This window comes from Nocardia sp. NPDC056564 (assembly GCF_042793755.1).
In the GTDB taxonomy this organism is placed as follows: Bacteria; Actinomycetota; Actinomycetes; order Mycobacteriales; family Mycobacteriaceae; genus Nocardia.
The window spans coordinates 282,592-302,341 of record NZ_JBHTUR010000006.1 but is presented as its reverse complement, the minus strand read 5'-3'; the positions used below and the strand labels follow the sequence as shown (position 1 = coordinate 302,341).

The window sequence follows — 19,750 nt, the reverse complement described above, 5'->3', positions numbered from 1 at the left end:
GCTCAGCGGCTTTGCGTTACCGGCGAATCCAGGTGCTTGGCCAGCCAGGCCAGTGACATCGGGTAGCGGTAATCGATGCCGCCGTGGCCGGCGTCGAACAGTTCGAAGTTGATCACGTCCGCTCCGACGCCGACGTCGAGCAGCGCCTGCTGGAAGGCTTCGCCGCCGATGTCCAGATACCACTCGTCCTTGGTGCCGCCGTCGATCCAGATCGCCCGCATCGAGCGCATGGCCTCGGCGTGCGCCGGCACCATGCGGACCGGGTCCCAGTCCAGCCAGCGTTGCCACACCTCGGGTTTCAGCACGCCGGTGCGGGTGTCGAAGGGCAGTTCGGGACGGCCGTCCGCGGCCGGGGAGAAGCAGGCCGCGACCGCGTAGAGCGAGATGAGGTCCATGTCCTCGGGTTTGGTGAACGCCACCCGGTTCCGGAACTCCGCCCACCAGCGTTCGACATCGCCGTCGTAGGCGCGCAGATGGCGCACGGCGACCGGGAATTCGGGGAGGTAGCTGTACTCGTAGAGCGCGTCTCCGGCGTGGGTCGCGAAGGCGCCGAACAGGTCTGGACGGAGCATCGGGGTGATCATGGCGCCGAAGCCGCCACTGCTCTTGCCCATGATGGCGCGGTGGTCGCGGTCGGCGACCGTGCGGTAGTGCGCGTCCACCCAGGGGATGATCTCGTTGCAGAGGTACGAGTGGTAGGGACCGGTGCCGCGGGAGTCGACGAATTGGCTACCGCCGTAAGCGGTCCAGGCGTCGACGTAGACCACGATCGCCGGTGGCGCCGCACCCGCCGCGAACACCTCGTCGGCGGCCTCCGGGAACGGCACCCGGAACGCCGACCGGTTCCGCCACATCGTGACCTGCCCGGTGTAGCCCTGGATCACGTAGACCGAGGGATACCGCCGGTCGCCGTCGTCGTCGTAACCCGGTGGCACATATACCCATAGCGGGCGTTCGTGCGGGTCGTTCAACGGATTGCCGCGCAGCAGCGTGCTGTCGAAGACATGTTCGTCGAGACGTCCGGCAAGCTCGGCAGACCAGGGCAACATTCGTCCTACGTTAGCCGCGCCGGGCGCCGGGTAACAGCGTTGCGCGAGAACGTGGATACTCGCTGCTGTGCGTGTGGAGATCTGTGTCGAGTCGGTCGGTGGGGTTCGGGTCGCCGAGGAGGTGGGGGCGGATCGGATCGAGCTGTGTGCCGGCCTGTCCGACGGGGGGTTGACGCCGAGTGTCGCGCTGATCGAGCGGGCGGTGGCGTTGACGGTGAAAACTCAAGTGCACGTGTTGATTCGACCGCGGGCCGGGGACTTCCGCTACTCGGCCGAGGAGATTTCGGTGATGGTCCGCGATATCCAGGCGGCCCGCGCGGCGGGCGCGGACGGGGTCGTGGTCGGCGCGCTCGATTCGGCCGGGGCGCTCGATCCGATCAACGCGGCCTTCCTGGAAGCGGCACAGGGCCTGGAAGTCACACTGCACCGGGCGATCGACGTCAGCGCGTCCTCGCCGCGGACGCTGGACCAGGCGGTCGCGTTCGGGTTCGCGCGCGTGCTGACCTCGGGCAGGCAACGCTCCGCGCTGGCAGGCGCGACGGTGATCAAGGATCTGGTGCGGCAGGCCGCCGGGTCGATCGAGGTGATGGCGGGCGGCGGCATCCGGCCGTCGAACGTCGGCGAGCTGATCGACGCGACCGGAGTGTCAGCGGTGCACGCCGCGCTCCGCATGCCGGTGCCCGGCGCCGCGGACCTGTTCGCGGGAGTCGGTGTGCCGCAGGGCTTCGACCGTTTCGACACCGATCCCGTGGCGGCCGCCGCGCTGTGCGAACTGGTCCGCGGCCGGGACTGAGCGGTGCGGTCCGGCGGCCGCGGGACCGCCGGACCGCAGGCTCAGCGGGACGCCTCGATCAGGCGCTGCCGCAACCAGGTCAGCGGGGTGGCGCCGCCGCCGATGGGGTAACCGGGGTAGCTCTGGTGGATGCCGGACTTCAGGAAGTCGTCGACCTGACGCTTGCGCTCCTCGTAGGCCGAGTTGTTGAGCTGGTCGGCCAACAGGCCGAGCCCGCCGGCCGCCAGGGCGTCGGCGATGAGCGAGTTGGCCTGCTGCTGGTAGCTGCCGAACAGCGCCGGGTTCGGGTTCGACATCTGGGCGAAGAGGCCGGCGAACCGCGCGGCGAAGTCGCCGTCGGGGGTCGCGCAGTACAGGTCGCCCGCGGCGCAGAACGTGTAGGTCTGCGGGCTGAGCCAGCCGAAGCCGCCGATGCGCGGGCCACCCGCGCCCGCGCCCGCGACGGGCGGGCCGATCAGGGTGTCGGTCGGCGAGCGGCGCGGGTCGGAGATGAGCCCGACCAGGGCGACCCGGTTCGGCGACACCACGCCGAGCCCGGTGCCGATCTCGGCGGCCAGGTCACCGGCGGCGTCGGCGCCCTGGCTGTAACCCAGCAGCGCGAACTTGGTGGTGTCGCAGTGCTGCGCCATGGTGGAGATCAGGCCGCGCGCATGGTCGATGGCCTCGCCCTTGGACCGGCCGTAGACATCGCCCTCCCACGGGAACGCGGTCGCCGGGTAGACGACGTAGTCGGTCCGGACGTTGCCCGGCAGGTTGTCGGCGACCCCGGCGAGCATCCCCTTGCCCGGATCGGAGTTGGAGGTCTCCCAGGTGCCGGGCACCGCGACCACATACATCTCGGGGCAGTCCTGCGGGGCGGCCTGCGCGGTCGACGCGACACCGACCGGTAGGGCGGCCGTGACCATCGCTGCCGCGCATGCGGCGGTGTTCTTCCATCGCGATAACATCGTGTACTCCGTGTTCACTGCCGGACCGAAGCCCGGTCGGCGATGGCGCTCGGTGTCCGTTTGAGCGCCGTTGACTGTCTTTTCTTCAGGTGGATATTTTTCGTGTTGCCGTCGGGAACGTCCCCCGCAGATGGGAACAGTGTCCCCAGAAAGTCCGCCCAGCGCCAGCGGTTCCGACAGTACGCGAGGTGTATTCGGGGCCAACGCCCAGATTTCGGATCTGTCGCGCAGCTATACGCAACACCTATCGGGTCGCTTTGCCGACGCCGTGCAGATGTTGCAGCGCTTGGGAATACGAGTCGAACAACCCGGTCTGGCAATACGGCACCCCGATCTCGGCGCAGAACTGCATCACGATCGGTTGCGCCCGGCGCAGATTGGACCGCGGCATCGACGGGAACAGATGATGCTCGATCTGGTAGTTCAGGCCGCCGAGCGCGGTATCGACCAGCAGGCTGCCCCGCACATTGCGCGAGGTGAGCACCTGTCTGCGCAGGAAGTCGGTGGCGTCGTCCGCGGCCAGCACCGCCATCCCCTTGTGGTTCGGCGCGAACGTGCACCCCATGTAGAACCCGAACAGCCCCTGCTGAACCAGGATGAACAGCACCGCGTTCCCCGGCGAGAGCACCAGGAACACCGCGGCGAGGTATCCGGCGAAGTGCGCGCCGAGCAGCACGCCCTCCCAGACCCGGTGGGGGATCGGCCAGGCGACCACCGCCCGCACACTGGAGAAGTGCAGGCTGCCCGCCTCCAGCAGCAGCATCGGGAAGAACAGCCAGCCCTGGTGCCGGAAGATGAAGCGCCGGAATCCCTTACCGGTGCGCGCCCGGCCATCGGAGTGGGCGAGGATGCCCATGATGTCCGGATCGGCGCCCTCGGTGTTCGGGTGCGCGTGATGCCGATTGTGATTGCTGGTCCACCAGCCGATGCTCAGCCCGATCGCGAGATTGCCCGCGAGCAACCCGTACAGGTAGTTGGCCCGCCGGGTGCCGAAGATCTGCCGATGCCCCGCGTCGTGCCCGAGAAAGGCGAACTGGGCGAACACCGCGGCCAGGAACACCGCGACGACCAGCTGCCACCAGGAATCGCCGAGTAGGACGAACGCCGCCCACCCCGCGACGAACGCGCCGGCCACGATCGCCGTCTTCGCGAGGTAGTACCGCGATTGCCGGTCCAGCAGTCCGGCGGCCCGCACCCGGCGCAACAGCACCGCGTACTCACTGCCCCGTTTCGGCGGGCGGCTCGGCGCCGATCGCGCGACGCTCTGTTCGGCCGGAACCAGGTCCAGCACGTCCGCGACCGGGCTCGCCGTCGCGGTGCGTCCCGGTGCCGCCGAGCCGGTGGATCTTGCTGTTGCCACGGGCGCCTACGCATCCTGCTAGCAGTGGTGTTCTGATGGCTCTAACTGTCGCCTGCCATGCCGCGGCCGATGACGGCGGGTAGCGGAAGTCGGCGCCGGGCGGCCTACCCGCCGCTCTCCAGCATCGGGCAGCAAGGCCACGATCAGGTGAACACCCGTCCGGATCGGCGACACATCTGTATGACAATTCCGCCCGGGGTGACGCGGCCTGCGTCAGCAACTCCGGCTCATGGCGTCCTGCCTGCCGTGCCCGCGCCTGCTGTTCGCCGCCGCCCGGACCGCGACCGACACCGCGAAGGCGGTCTGCCGGATCTGCTTACTCGCCCGGTCCACATCCAGGCTCGCGGCCGCGTCGCCGATGGCCACCGCCGCGATCGGCCTGCGTCGGTGCCCGTCCAGCACCGGGCAGGCGACGCAGCGCACACCGCGCACGAATTCCCCGTCGTTGACCGCGATCCCGAGGTCGCGCGCCACCTGCAGCTGCGCGCTCAGTTCGTCGATATCGGTGATCGACCGCGGCGTGACCGGGATCAGCGCACCGGGGCGGGCCAGCTCCAACGGCCGGTCCGGCGCGTAGGCCAGCAGGATCTTGCCGATCGCCGTGCAGTGCGCGGGCGCGAACGAACGCCCGTAGGACGGCGTCCGCGCCGCCAGGTGCCCGTAGATCCGTTCGAGATAGCGCACCTCCGAGCCGGCCAGCACCCCGAGCGACACCATCGCCCCGGTGCGCACGTGCAGATCGACCAGGAACGGCACGGCCGAGGCGCGCAGCAGTTCGTGATCCTCCGGCAGCGCGGCGATGTGCACCAGCCGCGGTCCGACGACGTACCCGACGTCTTGCCGCTCGACCAGGCCGTTCGCACTCAGAATCCGGAGCAGCCGCCACACCGTGGTCTTCGGTATTCCCGCCCATCGAGCGATATTCGACAGCGCGACCGGGGTGGCCTGATCCCCCAGCAGATCCAGCACCCGCGCCGCCCGGCTCACCAGATTGTCGGCCTCCGGCGAGTCAGGCATCGAACCGGATCTCCGCTCGGCGAACAGCCGCACTCCACGGCCGCGCACGATAATTGCACATACCGCTGAGCAGGCTTTGTGACCGCGATGGATTCAACATCCGCAACTCCCTTATGAAAGGCCTGTTCCCGAGCCCGCGAATCCGGACTTTACGTGACGGACTACGCGAAACGGCACTTCCGCATGGGGTTTGCACGTACACCGTGCAAAGCGCTGAACCGCAGCTACACAACCAATGTCGCACCCTCGAGTTCCGTACGCCAGGGTTTATCCATCCGCATAGCCGATTTCGTGGCAATTCACGAGCGGCGAGTCGAATTCCGTTCGCCCCGCCGATGTTCCATGGTTCGGAACGGACGCTTCGATACTCCCGGCGGGCCTACTTAAAGTCGCGGAGAAGTCGGTTCTTCCCGACCTTCTCGACAATGCAAGTCAGGTGATAACGGTGTCACAGATGATCGAAATCGTCCTGGTCGGTGGACCTTCCGGCGAGCCGGAACTCTGGCGGATCGACGAAACCCAGGTCTCCGCACCGGTCAAGGTACCCCGCCTCAGCGGCTACGAACACTTCGATCCGACCGGCTACAACGTCGAACTCGGCGGCAATTACTTCCCGGTCTTCCTCTGGTCGTTCCGCACCAGGACGGCCGAGTGAGCGGCCACCCGCACCGGTCCGAGGTGTGCACCGGGGGCCGGTGGGCGCGCAGCTCGATGGCGGCTACCGTTCGAATCATGCCCGACCTACCGATTCCCGACCCACCGCTCAGCGATAACGTTGTCGCGCTGCGCCTTTGGCGCACGTCCGACCTGCATCAACGGCTGGCCGGATACGCCGATCCGGAGTTCCGCCGGTTCTCGCTGCTGTCCGGCGCGCCGGTCACCGAGGCGCGCGTGCGCGAGCACTTCGAGCAGGAGACGCGGGATCGGGAGCACGGCCGCAAACTCAGCCTGGCCATCGTCGACGCCGCCGATCCGCGGCACGTCTGGGGCGGCTGCTCGGTGTACGACATCGACCTCGACCAGCAACGCGCCGGCGTCGGCTACTGGCTCGCGCCACCGGCCCGCGGCCGTGGCGCGGCCACCAGAACCGTTCGCCTGCTGGCGAAGTGGGCCTTCGACGCGCTCGGCATCGCCCGCCTGGAGCTGACCTGCTCGCCGGACAACCTCGCCTCCCAGCGCGTCGCCGAGCGGGCCGGGTTCGTCCGCGAGGGCGTTCTGCGCTCCCATATGCGGGCACAGCACGGGCGCCGCGATTCCGTGCTGTTCAGTCTGCTACCCGGGGACCTCGGCGCACCGGATCGGCCCGACCACCCCCGGACAGAATGAAGGTTCCGCCTGCGGACAGGCGGAACCTCCGGTTCGATCGGGTCAGCGATACAGCCAGACGCCTCCGCCACCGAGGGCGATGACGCGATCCAGCTGGTGCGGAACACCGTTGTCGTCGTTCTGCGTGCAGTCGTACGGGAACAGCGAATAGTGCCCGTCCCCGCCGCTGCACATGATCGGGCGGCTGGTGCCGTACGGACTGATCACGATCCGCGACGACAGGCGCAGGTTGTTCTGCGACATGAATTCACCGGACCAGTCGTGCCGGTTGGCAAGCGTGGCGTCGGCGTCGGGGTCAGCGGAGGCGATCGGAGCAGCGAACAGCAGAGCAGCGGCACCGATACCTACGCACGCGAGTACTCGTTTCATGCCCTGACTATCGGTGATACCGGCAGACTATTACAACCGGCCGGTATCGCCCGCCCACATCGGCGAGCCCGGCGCCGATCAGGCGGCCTTGGCCGCCGCGGTTTCGATGATGTCGACGACCGCCTGCGGCTGCGACAGCGCGATGGCGTGGCTGCCCGCGTGCTCGACGACCGTGGCCTTGATCCGGGCGGCCATCTCGCGCTGCCCGGCGGGCGGGATCATCTTGTCGTCCGTGGCCACCAGGGTCCAGCTCGGCAGCGTCTTCCAGGCCGGTTCGGCGGACGGCTCGGTGAACGAGGCCACCGCGATGGGCCGCTGCCCGGCCGCCAGCACCGCGGCGTCGGCGGCGGGCAGGTCCTGGGCGAAGAACTCGCCGAACTTGTCCTGCGCGATGACCAGTTCGGGCGCGTTGCCCTTGCCGTCGGGCAGCGGGTACTCGCGCGGCCCCGCGATCTTGCTGGCCGGCCCGCCGAACCGCCCGTCGAGTTCACCGAGGCTTTCGCCCTTGTCGGGGGCGAAGGCGGCGATGTAAACCAGCCCGGCGGCCTTGGGCGAGCCGGTCGCGGCATTGGTGATGACCGCGCCGCCGTAGGAGTGGCCGACCACGATGGTCTTGCCGGGCATGCCGTCCAGCACGCCGCGGATGTAGGCGGCGTCGTAGGTCAGCCCGCGCAGCGGAACCGCGGCGGTGGTGACTCGGTAGCCGTCCCGCTGCAGCTTCTCGGCCACCTTGCTCCAGCTCGAGCCGTCGGCGAACGCGCCGTGCACGAGCAGCACCGACGGCTTCTCGAACGACTGGTCGGCGACCGGGTTGTCGTCGGCCTTGGCCGAGCACGCGGTCGCGGCCATGCTCAGCGCGACCGCCATGCCGATGAGCAGGGTGCGGCCGACGCGAGTGCGCTTGGTCTTCATTGTCGATATGCCTTTCGTGGTGGATGCAGCGGTCGGACCTCGCGTGCCGCCGATATCCAATTCCGTTTGCCCGACCGGGGATTCGTCGAAAATCGATCCGGCCGGGGATGGCCGCGCGGGCGTCCGGCCCGCGGCACAGATGATGTCGCCGGTGCCTCGAGGTCCGCTGAACGGTTTCCGAACGCGCAGCTCAGCGGCGGTGCCGTAGCGCACCCACCGTCGGCGCCGATGCCGAGCCGTGCGGGCCTACGGATGGTGGAATCGGATCTCCGGGTAGGCGGGTACCGGGTCGTCCAGCAGCGGTTCATCGATGGCCCGCAGGTGGCGGTCGAAGAACGCGGCCGCCACGGTGCGCGTCAGCTCGACCGCGCGGTCGCCGGTCAGGGTGGTCGGACTCGGCACCCCGAGCTGTTCCACCAGCGCGCCGGTGTCGATGAACGAATCGTGGTCCGCGCCGGCGATGGTCAGCCACCGCTTCCATCCGTGCAGCCGGGTCCAGGCCTCGTCCCACGACGGATCGCCGCCGGGACTGGTCTCGCCGTCGGCGCCGAGCATGAGGAAGGGACGGTCGCCCAGGCCCGCTGCCGGGATGACGCCGGGGAAGGAGCCGTCCATGTCCACGCCGGCCCGCACCCTGGCGTCGACCGCCATCGTGGCGGCGGCGCTCGCCCCGCCGATCGAGTGGCCGGCCATGCCGATTCGCGCGGTGTCGATGAGTCCCGCGTGCGGCCAGGCCGGCGCGGGCCCGGTGAGGCGGTCGAGCAGGAAGGCGACGTCGCGCGCTCTGGTGTCGGCCACGCGCTTCAGCGAGGCGGCGTCGGTCACCTGGTCGCAGGCAGCGCACGGGGATATCCGGCCATCGGGGAACTCGGTCCCGAACGTCTCGCCGGCATGATCGACCGCGGCGACCACGTACCCCCGGCTCGCGAGTTCCTCGCTCAGCGCGGTGAGGGTGAATCGCGGCGCGGTGAACCCGGGCGACAACACCACCATCGGGTAGGTTCCCGCGACCGGCGCGGCATCCACCACGGCGTGGGTACCCGCCTGGCTCAGCAGCTCCGCGGGAAGACCTATCATCCCGCCGCCGTCGAGCAGGAGCCGGCTTTCCTGGTCCGTCGCGTACGGCGCGGGCGAACCGCCGTGCCGCGCCGGGTAGTACATGCTGACCATCAGCTCGCGTGACCGTGCGGGCGTCCACGGATCCGGCCGGGCCGGGTCGGCCAGGTGCAGCACGTTCCGGCCGACCGGGAAAGACCCAGTGGGCGCGGGCAAATGGATGACCGAGGCCACGGCCGAGCCGGACGACGCCTGCGGCGCCTCGGCCTCGGCGGCGGCGATGCCGGCCACGGGCAGTGCCAGCGCGAGCATGATTGCGGCGAAGACGCGCACCTTCCGAACTCCTCTTCCGTCACGCACCCGCCGACGTCCGCCACGGGTGTTCCGCGCCCATGCTGCGCGACCATCAGCAAAGCGAGCTCAGGCCGATGACAAAGGCGCGTAAGAACCGTCAGGCGGCGACACCGCTTTCGCGGTGACTCAGCCCGGGTACACGTAGTGGATCGGCCCGTAACGCCCGGTCTGCGCGGAACCGGCCCACGGCACGTCCAGCGGGGCGCGGTTGAGCTTGTGCGGGTTGCCGTCGAGGTCGGCTTGCCAGCAGTCCTGCTGGACACCGTGGAAGCCGGTGCACACGATGCGGGTGCTGGTGCCGAACGGTGAGCTCAGCCGGTGACGATCGGAGAGCGGATTCCAGTAATCGGGATCGCTCGGGACGGCGAAGTCCTTGGTCTCGTAGACCGAGAGCCCGCCGTTGTTCGACGGCCATTCGTCGGCCGCGGCGCTGCCGGTGCCCATCATCAGTGCCGCGCCGGTCACCGCGACCAGCGCGGCGCCTCGCGCGAGGCGTTCGGAGTTGGTGGTCATCCCCTGTGCTCCTTCCGATTCGACGTGCGGATCTGGCGTGCCGTGCCATTTTACGTGGCGTGAAAGATTGCGGCCCAAGCCATTCGGACCGGACCGCGATCACCTGCCGGGCAGCACGATCGGCTTTATCGATCCGGGGTCGGCGCGGCCGCTGGTCAGCGCGTCCGCCACCTGCTCGAGCCCGAATCGGCCGGTCACCAGGCTGTCGAGATCGACGTGCCCGCCTGCCGCCAGCGCGATCGCGGCAGGCCAGGTGTTGGCGTAGCGGAAGGTCCCGGTGAGCTCCAGCTCGCGCTCTTGCAGATAGGGCAGGGGCAGCGGCACATCGTCGCCGCCCATGCCGACGAGCACGACTCGCCCGGCCCTGGCCACGGTGCGCACCGCGGCCCCGATCGCGGCCGGATGTCCGGAGCACTCCAGCAGGACGTTCGGTTCGAACCCGGTGTCACCGAGCTCGGTGACACCGACGTCCACGGCGCGCGTGCACCCCAGTTCGCGGGCCAGCGCCAGCCGACGCGGATTCACGTCGGTGATCACGACCTCGGCCGCTCCGAACGCCGACGCCGTTTGCGCGCACACGAGCCCGATCGGCCCCGCGCCGTTCACCAGCACTCGATCGCCCGCGCTGACGCGCGCCTTCCGGCAGGCCCACACCCCGACCGACAGCGGCTCGAGCAGCGCGGCCGCCGCGTCGGACAGCGAATCCGGCACCGCGTGCGCGAATTCCTCGTGCAGCACCACGTATTCGCAGAACGCGCCGTCGATCGGCGGCGTGCCGAAGAACCGCATGTCCGGGCACAGGTTGTAGCGTCCGGCCCGGCACTGCACACAGGTGAAGTCCGGCACGCCCGGCTCGAGCGAAACCCGTTGTCCGACCGCATGCTTGCGTGCGTGCGCACCGAGCCCGACCACCACGCCGGACGCCTCATGGCCGAGCACCAACGGCTGCTCGACCACGTGCCCGCCGATCCGGCCGTGCTCGTAGTAGTGCACATCCGAACCGCACACGCCGACCGCGCCGACCTGGATCAACACCTCGGCCGGGCCCGGTTCGGGCACCGGTCGTTCCACGATCGCGATCTTCCCGACCGTCGCCAGGACCGCTGCGCGCATGTCACCGCCTTCCGGAGCCCGGCTCGGCGGCGCGCCGGGTGCATCGATCAGATCACCGGAGACCGCCCGCGCGCAGCCGAATGCGCCGGTTCAGCGGCGCGACCGCCGGAACAGGCGCCGCAGCAGCGCACCGAGCCCGCCCTCCGGTTGTGCTGCCGGAACAGCGGTTTCGACGGCCTGCTCCGCCGCCGTCGCCTGAGCGAAGCGCACGTGCAGTTGTTCGCGAACCTGCTCCGGCGTGTACGCGCGGCGGCGACGCTCGGCACGCACGACCACCACGCCGGTGGCGACCACACCGGCCGCACCCGCCAATCCCACTGCCTTCCACCACCTCATACCGCATAGGCTACGGCCATGACGGGGACGAGCATCAATCTCGACCGAGCGCTCGAGCTGACGCGAACGGGTGACATCTGGCTGTTCCGCGGCCATTCGGCGGCCGACCGGGCGATTCGGATGACCACAAACAGTCCGGTGAATCATGTCGGCATGTCGGTGGTGATCGACGATATGCCCGCGCTGATCTGGCACGCCGAGCTCGGCCACTCGCTGACCGACATGTGGTCGGGCACCACGCATCGCGGCGTCCAGCTGCACAATCTGCGCGACGCCGTGCTCGTGTGGGCGCACCGGTACGGTCAGCGGGCCTGGTTACGGCAGTTGAACCGGCCTGCCACCCGGGAGATGGAGGACAACCTGCTGCGCACCATCGCGCGGCTCGACGGCACCCCGTTCCCGTCCACCGCCGGTCTCGCCGGACGCTGGCTGCGCGGGCGGGTGAGCCTGCCGCGCAAGTCGCGCCGGCCCTCCGCCCGGGAGTTGGAGCAGGCGTACTGCGCGGAAATCGTGGCCGCGACCTATCAATCGATGGGACTGCTGCCGAACGACCGCAGCCCCAATTGGTATGACCCGGGCCGGTTTTGGAGCGGCGACCGGTTGCGGCTGTCCAATGGTTTCGAACTCGGCGACGAGATCGCCGTCCAGACACCGCCGAAGCCGGACTGATCAATGGTTGCCCGGCACCACGATGCCGGTTTCGTAAGCGAGAACGACCAATTGGGCGCGGTCACGGACCTCGAGTTTGGTGAGCAGCCGCCCGACGTGGGTCTTGACTGTCGCGACGCTCACGAAGAGCGTCGCGGCGATCTCGGCGTTCGACCGCCCGGAAGCGATGTGCTCGAACACTTCTCGCTCGCGATCGGTCAGCGCGGACAGCGCGCCCGGCGGCGACGCCGGCGCCGACGGTTGGCGGGCGAACGCGCTGATCATGCGGCGGGTGATGCTCGGCGTCAGCAGTGCGTCCCCCTTGGCGACGACCCGGATCGCGTGCAGCAGCTCCTCGGGCGGTGAGTCCTTGAGGATGAAGCCGCTCGCCCCGCTGCGCAGCGCCTGGAAGACGTGCTCGTCCTGGTCGAAAGTGGTCACGATCAGCACATGTGGGCCGGCCGCGCCGCCGGCCGCGATGTGCCGCATCGCCTCCAGGCCGTCCATGATCGGCATCCGGATGTCCATCAGCACCACATCGGGCCGCAGTTGACGCGTGAGCCGCACCGCTTCGCCGCCGTTGCCCGCCTCGCCGAGGACGGTGAGATCCGGTGCGGAGTCGACGAGTACGCGGAACCCGGCCCGGACGAGCGCTTCGTCATCGGCGATCAGTACCCGGATCGGATCCGGATCGCCTGTGGGAGTGGCACTTTCAGTTGACATCGGCGTCCTCGTCGATCGGGAAGCAGGCGGTGACGGCGAAGCCGCCCTCGGCGCGCGGGCCCGCCTCGAAACGCCCGCCGAACAATGACACTCGCTCCCGCATCCCGACCAGGCCGAGGCCGGAACCGCTGCCGTCCGGCCGCTCGGCCACCTCGGCCACCGGTCCGTCGTCCGCGACGGACACCGTCAGCTCGTGCGGCGCGTGCCGGATCTCGACCCGGGCGCGGTCGGTATGCGCGTGCTTGATCACGTTGGTGAGCGCCTCCTGCACGATGCGATAGACCGTCGTCTGCAACAGCGCGGGACAGTCGACCGGTTCGCCGGTGACGTGGTACTCCACGACCAGACCGTCGTGCCGCAGCCCGTCGATCAGGGCGGCGACCTCGGCCAGCCCCGGTTCGTCCTGGTCGAGTCGCTGCTCCGGTTCGCGGGTCTGCGCTAGTACCCGGCGCAGCTCGTTCAGCGCCGACCGGCTCGCCGTCTCGATCGCGCCCAGCGCCTGACGCGCCTCCCCCGGCTGCTCGTCGAGCAGCAGCCGGGCCACGCCCGAGCGGACCGCGACCATGCTCAACGTGTGCGAGATCAGATCGTGCACGTCGCGCGATACCCGCAACCGCTCCTCGGCGCGAATCCGGCGCTCCTCCGCCGCGGCCCACTGCCGTTGCTGCGCGGCGAGACTGTTCCGGTAGTCGCGCCGGGTGCGCAGCATGTCCCCGATCAGCCAGGCCGGAACCGCGATCAGCAGCTGCACGAAGTCCTGTTCCTGATCGGGATGCAGGTCGGTGGCGACCCATCCGACGATGTACAGCGCGACCAGCGCCGCCCCGGTGGCGAGCAGCGACTCGCGCCGCGTTCGCCGATCCGCCAGCGTGAGCACGGCGACGCCGAACGCAGGTCCGGTATTGCTCACCCACGGGGTGAATCGAACGCCGAGCAGCGCGGCCAGGCACAGCACCACCGCCACCGTCACGAGCACCGCCAGCGGCCACCGCCGACGGAAGATCAACGGAAGCACCGCGGCCGCACCGAATATCGCGATGGCGGGCAACGAGCCGATCCCGCTGACCGTCCCCGCCAGCAGCGGCACCGTGAACACCGCGAAGCAGGCGACCGCGATCCCGATATCGATCGCGTCCGGCCCGGCGTCGCCCGGCCGGTGGCGCAGGACCGGCAGTCGCTGATGCCACGGTCGCGCGGTGTGTTCCGGCGGCAAGGTAGTAAACGCCATACCGCAGACGGTAATCGGCCCGATAGCGCCGAGACATCGCCCCGAGGTCGAGCGCGCGAATCATCCGCAAGTCGGACAGGGGCCACGGCATCCACCCGGAGCGGGCGGCCGGTCAGCGGCCGGAGGATGACGACAATGCCCAGGTCAGCGGGCGACAGTTGAGTCATGAACGCCTATGACACCGGATCCAGGGCACGCGGCCGCGCCGCCGATCACCTCTGGTCCGGGCTATCCCGCCCACTGCTCGTCCTCGCGGCGGCATCGCTGACCGCGGGCATCGTGACCGGTGGACTGAGCTATCTCGACCGCTCGCCGGAGCGCGAGAACCATGTCGACGGCACGGCAGCATGGGAAGTACATGCCGTACTGCTGGCCGTGACCATCGCCCTCACCCTCGCCGTGCTGCGCCGACGCGGTGCCGCCGCGTTCGTCACCATGGTGCTGTCGCCGCTGAGCGCCACCGCCGCCCAACGCCTCGCCCGCACGTTCCGATCGATCCTGAACCACCCGACCGCCCTGCTCCGCCTGCTCCTCGGGTTCGTGCCGATCGCCCTACTGATCTACAGCCCGTTCCGCATCGGCATGCAAATCCTCGGCGGCCTCGACCCGAACTTCACCGCCAACGCTTGGGGCGGCCCCACCTATCTCGGGGCCATGGCCTGCCACTATCTGGACGGGGCCTTGCTCATGGCCGCCGCGGCGTTCCTCCTGGATCGATTGCTGCTGCCTGCCGGGAACGCCGCTACCGGCCGGATGCCGTGAGCTGATGGTCGGCTTCGAGCAGCATCCAGCCGCTGAGCTGGACGGAGAGGTCCCGGTTCGGGGTCGCGGAGGCGGCGATTCGACCGTTCGACAGTCTCGTCCGGTCCTCGGGTCGGTCGGGGACGGTGGCCTGGGTCGACCAGTCGGTGCCGAACAGGGGCAGGCCGTCGACGTCCGCGCGGTGTGCCCAGGCGGCCTGCGCAGAGGCATGGACGATGTGGGCAGCGGTGTTGTCGCGCAAGGTGATCGCGGCCAGCGCGAGGTAGCGGGCGAGGATGCCCATGAACAGGCCGCCGTCACCGCCGCCCGCGCCGGTGATGACGCCGTCGCCGGTCATCGTCTCGCCGGTCGCCGCGATCAGCGCGGCCGCTCGACGGCGGTACTCGGGAGCGCCTGTGCGCGCGGACAATTCGGCGTCCAGACCGATCGCCGTGCCCTGGTTGTAGCTGTAGACGGCGGTCTCGAGCCGGCCGCCTGGTTCGTGCACGCCGTCGGCGATCAGGCCGGAGTTGTTGTCGCGCAACCGGGTATCGATGAACTCGGCAAGCCGCGTGGCCCGGGCCAGATCGCCGAACCGAGCCAGCGCGATACCGGTGGGAGCGTTCGTGCAGGCGTTGTAATAGTCGGAGCCGACACGCCAGCGCACCGCGCCGACGTCCGGATTCCAGCTCTCCGCCGAGGCCGCGCGCAGGGCGTCGATGCCGTCGGGGAACCTGACTCCGAGTGTGCGATCGGCTCTTTCGAGCGCCAGCAGAAGCCAGGTCATGTCGTCGTAGTACTGGTTCGTCCAGCCGGTGAGGTTGCGGGTGCGGATGCCGCGGACGAGCGCGGCGACTCGATCGCGCCGTTCCGGCGCCGGCGCGCGCACAGCGGCGTCGATCGCGCACTCCACGAGGTGCGCCTGAAACCAGTAGTCCCACTCCTCGAACACCTCCTCCAGCGGCGACGGCGGCCACGCGGTCACCCCGAGCAACGTGCCCGGCAGTCCCCACACCGGCCGCACATGCCGAGCCAGAATCGCCTGCTCCGCCAGCCCGGCCCGCCGCGCGGACTCGGCAACGGCCGCCGGCGGCTCGGGCGCCGCCGACCCCCGCACCGGCGATCCGGCCGCCACCACCCCCGCCCCGGCCGCCCACAGCACCGTCCGCCTACTCACCCCAATTGGACCGCGAGACATCGACGACCTCCTTCGCCCGGCGACTCTATCCGCTGCCCCCACCCGAATCCGGGACGCGCCGTCGGCGTTTGCCACCATCCAGGCCACCCGAACTTTCGGGCATGCCAGACATTTTGGGCATCGATGGGCGCTCGTGTGGCCTGACCACCGGCGGTTTCTGCACTTTCGCAGATGGCACCTGCGCATTTACCCCTTGTCTGCGCACAGGGGGGCACCAATACTGACCAACCGAACCCGTGTGCGGTGGGTCACACGTGCGCGGGCAGCGTTTGGAAGGTAGAGGAACAACTCCGATGACGTCCACGATTGAAGAAGCAAGCTCCGAAACGGGATTGGCGCGGATCGCGCAGTCGCTCGCACGGTGGACGGAGAAGTGGTTCCCGGACGCGTATGTCTTCGCCTTAGCTGGCGTGTTCATCGTAGCGCTCGCCGCGTTCGTCAACGGCGCGTCACCGAAAACGGTCGCCACCGCGTTCGGTGACGGCTTCTGGGATCTGACCGCGTTCACCTTGCAGATGACCATGGTGGTGCTCACCGGCTATGTCGTCGCCACGTCCCCGCCGGTCGCCCGGCTGATCGACCGGCTCGCGGAGCTGCCGAAGTCCGCGGCCGGCGCGGTGAGTTTCGTTGCGCTGCTTTCCATGTCGATTTCGTTCCTGAACTGGGGCCTGAGCCTGGTCTTCGGCGGGCTGCTCTGCCGGGCGATCGCGCGGCGGACCGACCTGCGCGTGGACTACCGCGCGCTCGGCGCTGCCGCCTTCATGGGGCTGGGCGGCGTCTGGGCGCTCGGCCTGTCGTCGTCGGCCGCGCAGCTCCAGGCCACCGCGGGCTCGCTGCCGCCGGCCCTGCTGAAGATCACCGGCGTGCTCGACTTCGGGCGCACCATCTTCACCTGGCAGTCCCTGCTCACGTGCGTCATCCTCATGGCGCTGACCGCGGTGATCGCGCATCTGTCGGCGCCGAAGGGCGAGGCGATCAAGACCGCCGAGATCCTGGAGGTCGACCTCGACGACCAGCCCGAGGAGGTGACGCCGCGCTCCCGCCCCGGCGAGTGGCTCGAATACAGCCGCATCCTGCCGGTCCTGGCCGGTCTGCTGACATTGGCCTGGTTGATCTTTCAGCTGCTCGACAAGCCCGTGCTGACCGTGGTCAGCAGTCTGAACAATTACCTGCTCGTCTTCCTGATCCTCGGTCTGGTGCTGCAGGGAACGCCGCGCCGGTTCCTCCAGGCGGTCACCCTCGCCGTGCCCGCCACGGCGGGCATTCTGGTCCAGTTCCCGCTCTACGCCGCCATGGCCGCGATCCTCACCAAGGCGAAAGGCCGTGGCGGATTCACCGTTTCGCATCATCTCGCGGAGTTCTTCACCAGCATCGGTGGCGGCGGCAGCTTCGCGGTCGTGATCGCCATCTACACCGTGGTGCTGGGCATCTTCGTCCCCTCCGGCGGCGGGAAGTGGCTGGTCGAAGCGCCGTACGTGATGCAGTCGGCGAACGACGTGCACATGAATCTCGGCTGGACCGTGCAGATCTACAACGTGGCCGAGGCGCTGCCCACGCTCATCAACCCGTTCTTCATGCTGCCGCTGCTCGCGGTGCTCAAGCTACGGGCGCGCGATCTGGTCGGATTCACGTTCTTGCAGTTCATCTTTCACCTGCCGGTGATTCTGCTGCTCGTGTGGTTGCTCGGTTTGACCTTCGACTACGTCCCGCCGATCATGCCGGCCGCGCCGTGAGCTGACGCGCCGCGAATGTCATAGCGCGGGAACGTATCCGGCCCCTCCTGCGCAACGAGGCGACGGGTGTGCGCGTAGACCGCCGCGTGCACCCGATCGCGAACACCCAACTTGGCCAGCACATTCGAGACATGCGTCTTCACGGTCTGCGCGCCGACGCCGAGCGCCTCGGCGATCTCCGGGTTGGTGTACGCCTTCGCGATGAGCAGCAGCACCTGATGCTCACGAGCAGTGAGGTGCTCGACCTCCGGCGCGGCCGGGAACGGCTCGATACCGGTGGCCAGGCGGGTGACCAGGCGACGGGTCAGGCTCGGATCGATCAGCGCGTCGCCGCGAGCCGCCATCCGGATGGCGGAGATCAGTCCCGTCGACGGCAGGGTCTTCACCAGAAATCCGGACGCGCCGAGACACAGTGCGCGGTAAAGGTTCTCGTCGGTATCCGAGCTGGTGAGCGTCAGAATCCGGGTGGCGCCGCCGAGTCCGGCGAACGCGTCGATGGTGGCCGGACCGTCGATACCGGGCATGTCGAGGTCGAGCAGCGCGACATCCGGGCGGAGCCGCTCGATCTCCCGGATCGCGGCGACCCCGTGATCGACCTCCGCGACGCACTCGATATCCGGCTGCGTGCCGATCGCCGCCCGCAGACCCGAACGGAACACCGCGTGATTATCGGCCAGCAGAACCGAAATCGTCGAGCGCGATGTGGCATCGGTGTCGGTCTGCGCCCGATCGACCTCTCGGTGGCAATCGATCGGCTGATGCGTTTCGACCGTGCCGCTCGCCGCGGCGGTGGCGCTGGGCACGCCGGTCACCGACAGCGTCGCCGCGGTGATAGCGAGGACGAATGACGAAGCTACCTTGAGCAACGGGTGATTCGACGCCGAGTCCGACCGTGCGTTCATCGTCAGCGGAGGAACCCTTCGTAGTTCTTGTTCATCGCTTGGCTCTCGAGCTGCTTGATCGTATCCAGTCCGACGCTCACCACGATAAGCGCGGAGGTGCCACCGAACGCAAGCCCCGCCGTCGGGCCGGCGGAACCCGCGCCGAGCAGCAGGTTCGGCAGCACCGCCACGGCACCGAGGTAGACCGCGCCCGGCAGGGTGATCCGGCTGAGCACCGAACTCAGGTGGTCCGCCGTCGGCTTTCCCGGCCGGTAGCCGGGCAGGAACCCGCCGAACTTCCGCATCTCGTCCGCGCGTTCCCGTGGATCGAACGTGACCGCGACATAGAAGTAGGTGAAGAACACGATCATCGCGAAGTAGATCGCGACGTGCACCGGGCTGCCCGGGTTCACCAGGTACTTCTGGATCAACTCCTGCCACTCGGCCTGCGGCCCCGCGCCGTGTTGCGTCAGCTGCACGAGCAATTGCGGCAGATACAGCAGCGAGGACGCGAAGATCACCGGAATCACCCCCGCCTGATTGACCTTCAGCGGCAGATACGTCGACGAGCCGCCATACATCTTCCGCCCGACCACCCGCTTGGCGTACTGCACCGGGATCCGCCGCTGCCCCTGCTCGACGAAGATCACCCCGACGATCACCAGGAACACCGCCACGCACACGCCGGCGAAGATCAGCCCGCCCCGGCTGTCCAGAATCGACCTGCCCTGGCTCGGGAGTTGCGCCGCGATACCGGTGAAGATCAGCAGCGACATCCCGTTGCCGATGCCGCGCTCGGTGATCAGCTCGCCGAACCACATGACCAGCGCGGCGCCCGCGGTCAGCACCAGCACGATGATGATCATCCCGAACACCGAGGTGTCGGACAGGATGTCCTCGGGACACCCACGCAGCAGCTGACCCCGTGCGGCCAGCGCGACCAGCGTCGAGGCCTGCAAGGCCGCGAGGGCCATCGACAGGTACCGGGTGTACTGCGTGATCTTCGCCTGCCCGGTCTGCCCCTCCTTGCGCAGCTCCTCGAACCGCGGGATCACAACGGTCAGCAGCTGGATGATGATGCCCGCGGTGATATACGGCGTGATGCCGATCGCGAACACCGACAGATGCAGCATCGCGCCACCGGAGAACAGGTTGATCAGCTGGTAGATACCGGCCGATTCACCGCCGGAGACGATCCCGATGCACTCGCGCACCGACCGATAGTCCACACCGGGCGACGGCAGCGCCGCGCCGAGTCGGTACAGCGCGAGCAAACCCAAGGCGTAGCACATCTTCCGCCGTAGATCCGGGGTCCGCACAGCCGATACCACGGCGGAAAACACACAATCCTCCAGACGAGCGACGCGGTCGAACCGGGCGAATCCCGTGGCGAGCCAAGGGAAATGCGCCGGTCAGGGCCTTCGACGGTACGGATCCTCGGTACGCGTCCACG

Annotated in this window: 21 protein-coding genes; 6 read left to right on the top strand and 15 right to left on the bottom strand. The window is 69.0% G+C overall.

All coding sequences use genetic code 11. The features are described 5' to 3' along the window. Window positions 1-2: 2 nt before the first annotated feature. Entirely contained in the window at window positions 3-1,049 is a 1,047-nt protein-coding gene (locus ACFQ9K_RS18310; protein ID WP_378724729.1) for an alpha/beta hydrolase, read from the bottom strand. A 67-nt stretch (window positions 1,050-1,116) separates the two neighbouring features. On the opposite strand from ACFQ9K_RS18310, the gene ACFQ9K_RS18305 reads away from it, so the two are divergent. Then, window positions 1,117-1,842, top strand: coding sequence for a copper homeostasis protein CutC (locus ACFQ9K_RS18305; RefSeq protein WP_378724727.1), 726 nt, complete (start codon window positions 1,117-1,119; stop codon window positions 1,840-1,842). 41 nt (window positions 1,843-1,883) lie between these two features. On the opposite strand, the gene ACFQ9K_RS18300 is transcribed toward ACFQ9K_RS18305, so the two are convergent. The 3 genes from ACFQ9K_RS18300 to ACFQ9K_RS18290 form a co-directional block, all read right to left on the bottom strand. Continuing rightward, a complete protein-coding gene (locus ACFQ9K_RS18300) occupies window positions 1,884-2,789 on the bottom strand; it encodes a cutinase family protein (protein WP_378722286.1) in 906 nt (301 codons plus the stop codon). A 244-nt stretch (window positions 2,790-3,033) separates the two neighbouring features. Beyond that, entirely contained in the window at window positions 3,034-4,149 is a 1,116-nt protein-coding gene (locus tag ACFQ9K_RS18295) for a fatty acid desaturase family protein (RefSeq protein WP_378722287.1), read from the bottom strand. Between the two features lie 213 nt (window positions 4,150-4,362). Further along, complete coding sequence (locus tag ACFQ9K_RS18290; protein ID WP_378722288.1) at window positions 4,363-5,166, bottom strand: IclR family transcriptional regulator; 804 nt, start codon at window positions 5,164-5,166, stop codon at window positions 4,363-4,365. A gap of 454 nt (window positions 5,167-5,620) precedes the next feature. Here ACFQ9K_RS18290 and ACFQ9K_RS18285 point away from each other — a divergent pair, with 454 nt between their 5' ends. Both ACFQ9K_RS18285 and ACFQ9K_RS18280 read left to right on the top strand, forming a co-directional pair. Next, window positions 5,621-5,821: a DUF5988 family protein gene (locus tag ACFQ9K_RS18285; RefSeq protein ID WP_378722289.1), complete on the top strand. Its 201-nt coding sequence runs from the start codon at window positions 5,621-5,623 to the stop codon at window positions 5,819-5,821. Window positions 5,822-5,898: 77 nt separating this feature from the next. Continuing rightward, window positions 5,899-6,492, top strand: coding sequence for a GNAT family N-acetyltransferase (locus ACFQ9K_RS18280; RefSeq protein ID WP_378722290.1), 594 nt, complete (start codon window positions 5,899-5,901; stop codon window positions 6,490-6,492). Window positions 6,493-6,534: 42 nt separating this feature from the next. On the opposite strand, the gene ACFQ9K_RS18275 is transcribed toward ACFQ9K_RS18280, so the two are convergent. The 6 genes from ACFQ9K_RS18275 to ACFQ9K_RS18250 all read right to left on the bottom strand — a co-directional run bounded on the left by ACFQ9K_RS18275 (window position 6,535) and on the right by ACFQ9K_RS18250 (window position 11,145). Next, the gene (locus ACFQ9K_RS18275; protein WP_150401296.1) at window positions 6,535-6,861 is read right to left on the bottom strand and encodes a hypothetical protein; all 327 of its coding nucleotides are present in this window, start codon (window positions 6,859-6,861) and stop codon (window positions 6,535-6,537) included. A gap of 78 nt (window positions 6,862-6,939) precedes the next feature. Further along, window positions 6,940-7,773, bottom strand: a complete 834-nt coding sequence (locus tag ACFQ9K_RS18270; RefSeq protein ID WP_378722291.1) for an alpha/beta fold hydrolase — start codon at window positions 7,771-7,773, stop codon at window positions 6,940-6,942. A gap of 246 nt (window positions 7,774-8,019) precedes the next feature. Beyond that, window positions 8,020-9,162: an alpha/beta hydrolase family protein gene (locus tag ACFQ9K_RS18265; protein WP_378722292.1), complete on the bottom strand. Its 1,143-nt coding sequence runs from the start codon at window positions 9,160-9,162 to the stop codon at window positions 8,020-8,022. Between the two features lie 147 nt (window positions 9,163-9,309). Continuing rightward, entirely contained in the window at window positions 9,310-9,696 is a 387-nt protein-coding gene (locus ACFQ9K_RS18260; RefSeq protein WP_378722293.1) for a hypothetical protein, read from the bottom strand. 99 nt (window positions 9,697-9,795) lie between these two features. Then, window positions 9,796-10,809 (bottom strand): NAD(P)-dependent alcohol dehydrogenase, encoded by a 1,014-nt coding sequence (locus tag ACFQ9K_RS18255; protein ID WP_378722294.1) that lies wholly within the window; start codon window positions 10,807-10,809, stop codon window positions 9,796-9,798. 90 nt (window positions 10,810-10,899) lie between these two features. Continuing rightward, window positions 10,900-11,145 carry a hypothetical protein gene (locus tag ACFQ9K_RS18250; RefSeq protein ID WP_378722295.1) on the bottom strand — a complete coding sequence of 82 codons (246 nt, stop codon included), beginning with the start codon at window positions 11,143-11,145 and terminating at the stop codon, window positions 10,900-10,902. Window positions 11,146-11,163: 18 nt separating this feature from the next. Here ACFQ9K_RS18250 and ACFQ9K_RS18245 point away from each other — a divergent pair, with 18 nt between their 5' ends. Beyond that, window positions 11,164-11,814 (top strand): hypothetical protein, encoded by a 651-nt coding sequence (locus ACFQ9K_RS18245; protein ID WP_378722296.1) that lies wholly within the window; start codon window positions 11,164-11,166, stop codon window positions 11,812-11,814. Here the strand turns inward: ACFQ9K_RS18245 and ACFQ9K_RS18240 are convergent, their stop codons facing one another. Both ACFQ9K_RS18240 and ACFQ9K_RS18235 read right to left on the bottom strand, forming a co-directional pair. Next, on the bottom strand, window positions 11,815-12,516 hold the full coding sequence (locus ACFQ9K_RS18240) for a response regulator (RefSeq protein ID WP_378722297.1): 702 nt from the start codon (window positions 12,514-12,516) through the stop codon (window positions 11,815-11,817). Further along, on the bottom strand, window positions 12,506-13,744 hold the full coding sequence (locus tag ACFQ9K_RS18235; protein WP_378722298.1) for a sensor histidine kinase: 1,239 nt from the start codon (window positions 13,742-13,744) through the stop codon (window positions 12,506-12,508). Before ACFQ9K_RS18235 ends, ACFQ9K_RS18240 begins: the two co-directional genes overlap by 11 nt. Window positions 13,745-13,909: 165 nt before the next feature. Between ACFQ9K_RS18235 and ACFQ9K_RS18230 the strand changes: the two genes are divergently transcribed. Next, window positions 13,910-14,506 carry a hypothetical protein gene (locus ACFQ9K_RS18230; protein ID WP_378722299.1) on the top strand — a complete coding sequence of 199 codons (597 nt, stop codon included), beginning with the start codon at window positions 13,910-13,912 and terminating at the stop codon, window positions 14,504-14,506. On the opposite strand, the gene ACFQ9K_RS18225 is transcribed toward ACFQ9K_RS18230, so the two are convergent. Then, complete coding sequence (locus ACFQ9K_RS18225; RefSeq protein WP_378983376.1) at window positions 14,487-15,683, bottom strand: glycoside hydrolase family 76 protein; 1,197 nt, start codon at window positions 15,681-15,683, stop codon at window positions 14,487-14,489. The genes ACFQ9K_RS18230 and ACFQ9K_RS18225 overlap by 20 nt on opposite strands. Window positions 15,684-15,976: 293 nt before the next feature. Here ACFQ9K_RS18225 and ACFQ9K_RS18220 point away from each other — a divergent pair, with 293 nt between their 5' ends. After that, complete coding sequence (locus ACFQ9K_RS18220; RefSeq protein WP_378722303.1) at window positions 15,977-17,416, top strand: short-chain fatty acid transporter; 1,440 nt, start codon at window positions 15,977-15,979, stop codon at window positions 17,414-17,416. Here the strand turns inward: ACFQ9K_RS18220 and ACFQ9K_RS18215 are convergent. Next, a complete protein-coding gene (locus ACFQ9K_RS18215) occupies window positions 17,383-18,318 on the bottom strand; it encodes a response regulator (protein ID WP_378722304.1) in 936 nt (311 codons plus the stop codon). The two genes, ACFQ9K_RS18220 and ACFQ9K_RS18215, sit on opposite strands and share 34 nt — an antisense overlap. A gap of 2 nt (window positions 18,319-18,320) precedes the next feature. After that, the gene (secY, locus tag ACFQ9K_RS18210) at window positions 18,321-19,640 is read right to left on the bottom strand and encodes a preprotein translocase subunit SecY (RefSeq protein WP_378722305.1); all 1,320 of its coding nucleotides are present in this window, start codon (window positions 19,638-19,640) and stop codon (window positions 18,321-18,323) included. Window positions 19,641-19,750: the final 110 nt, after the last annotated feature.

Bases quoted from the DNA above. Each gene is read 5' to 3' on its own strand.
- ACFQ9K_RS18310 (WP_378724729.1), bottom strand. From the start codon at position 1,049: ATGTTGCCCTGGTCTGCCGAGCTTGCCGGACGTCTCGACGAACATGTC.
- ACFQ9K_RS18300 (WP_378722286.1), bottom strand. From the start codon at position 2,789: ATGTTATCGCGATGGAAGAACACCGCCGCATGCGCGGCAGCGATGGTC.
- ACFQ9K_RS18290 (WP_378722288.1), bottom strand. From the start codon at position 5,166: ATGCCTGACTCGCCGGAGGCCGACAATCTGGTGAGCCGGGCGGCGCGG.
- ACFQ9K_RS18285 (WP_378722289.1), top strand. From the start codon at position 5,621: ATGATCGAAATCGTCCTGGTCGGTGGACCTTCCGGCGAGCCGGAACTC.
- ACFQ9K_RS18280 (WP_378722290.1), top strand. From the start codon at position 5,899: ATGCCCGACCTACCGATTCCCGACCCACCGCTCAGCGATAACGTTGTC.
- ACFQ9K_RS18275 (WP_150401296.1), bottom strand. From the start codon at position 6,861: ATGAAACGAGTACTCGCGTGCGTAGGTATCGGTGCCGCTGCTCTGCTG.
- ACFQ9K_RS18270 (WP_378722291.1), bottom strand. From the start codon at position 7,773: ATGAAGACCAAGCGCACTCGCGTCGGCCGCACCCTGCTCATCGGCATG.
- ACFQ9K_RS18260 (WP_378722293.1), bottom strand. From the start codon at position 9,696: ATGACCACCAACTCCGAACGCCTCGCGCGAGGCGCCGCGCTGGTCGCG.
- ACFQ9K_RS18255 (WP_378722294.1), bottom strand. From the start codon at position 10,809: ATGCGCGCAGCGGTCCTGGCGACGGTCGGGAAGATCGCGATCGTGGAA.
- ACFQ9K_RS18250 (WP_378722295.1), bottom strand. From the start codon at position 11,145: ATGAGGTGGTGGAAGGCAGTGGGATTGGCGGGTGCGGCCGGTGTGGTC.
- ACFQ9K_RS18245 (WP_378722296.1), top strand. From the start codon at position 11,164: ATGACGGGGACGAGCATCAATCTCGACCGAGCGCTCGAGCTGACGCGA.
- ACFQ9K_RS18240 (WP_378722297.1), bottom strand. From the start codon at position 12,516: ATGTCAACTGAAAGTGCCACTCCCACAGGCGATCCGGATCCGATCCGG.
- ACFQ9K_RS18235 (WP_378722298.1), bottom strand. From the start codon at position 13,744: ATGGCGTTTACTACCTTGCCGCCGGAACACACCGCGCGACCGTGGCAT.
- ACFQ9K_RS18230 (WP_378722299.1), top strand. From the start codon at position 13,910: ATGAACGCCTATGACACCGGATCCAGGGCACGCGGCCGCGCCGCCGAT.
- ACFQ9K_RS18225 (WP_378983376.1), bottom strand. From the start codon at position 15,683: ATGTCTCGCGGTCCAATTGGGGTGAGTAGGCGGACGGTGCTGTGGGCG.
- ACFQ9K_RS18220 (WP_378722303.1), top strand. From the start codon at position 15,977: ATGACGTCCACGATTGAAGAAGCAAGCTCCGAAACGGGATTGGCGCGG.
- ACFQ9K_RS18215 (WP_378722304.1), bottom strand. From the start codon at position 18,318: ATGAACGCACGGTCGGACTCGGCGTCGAATCACCCGTTGCTCAAGGTA.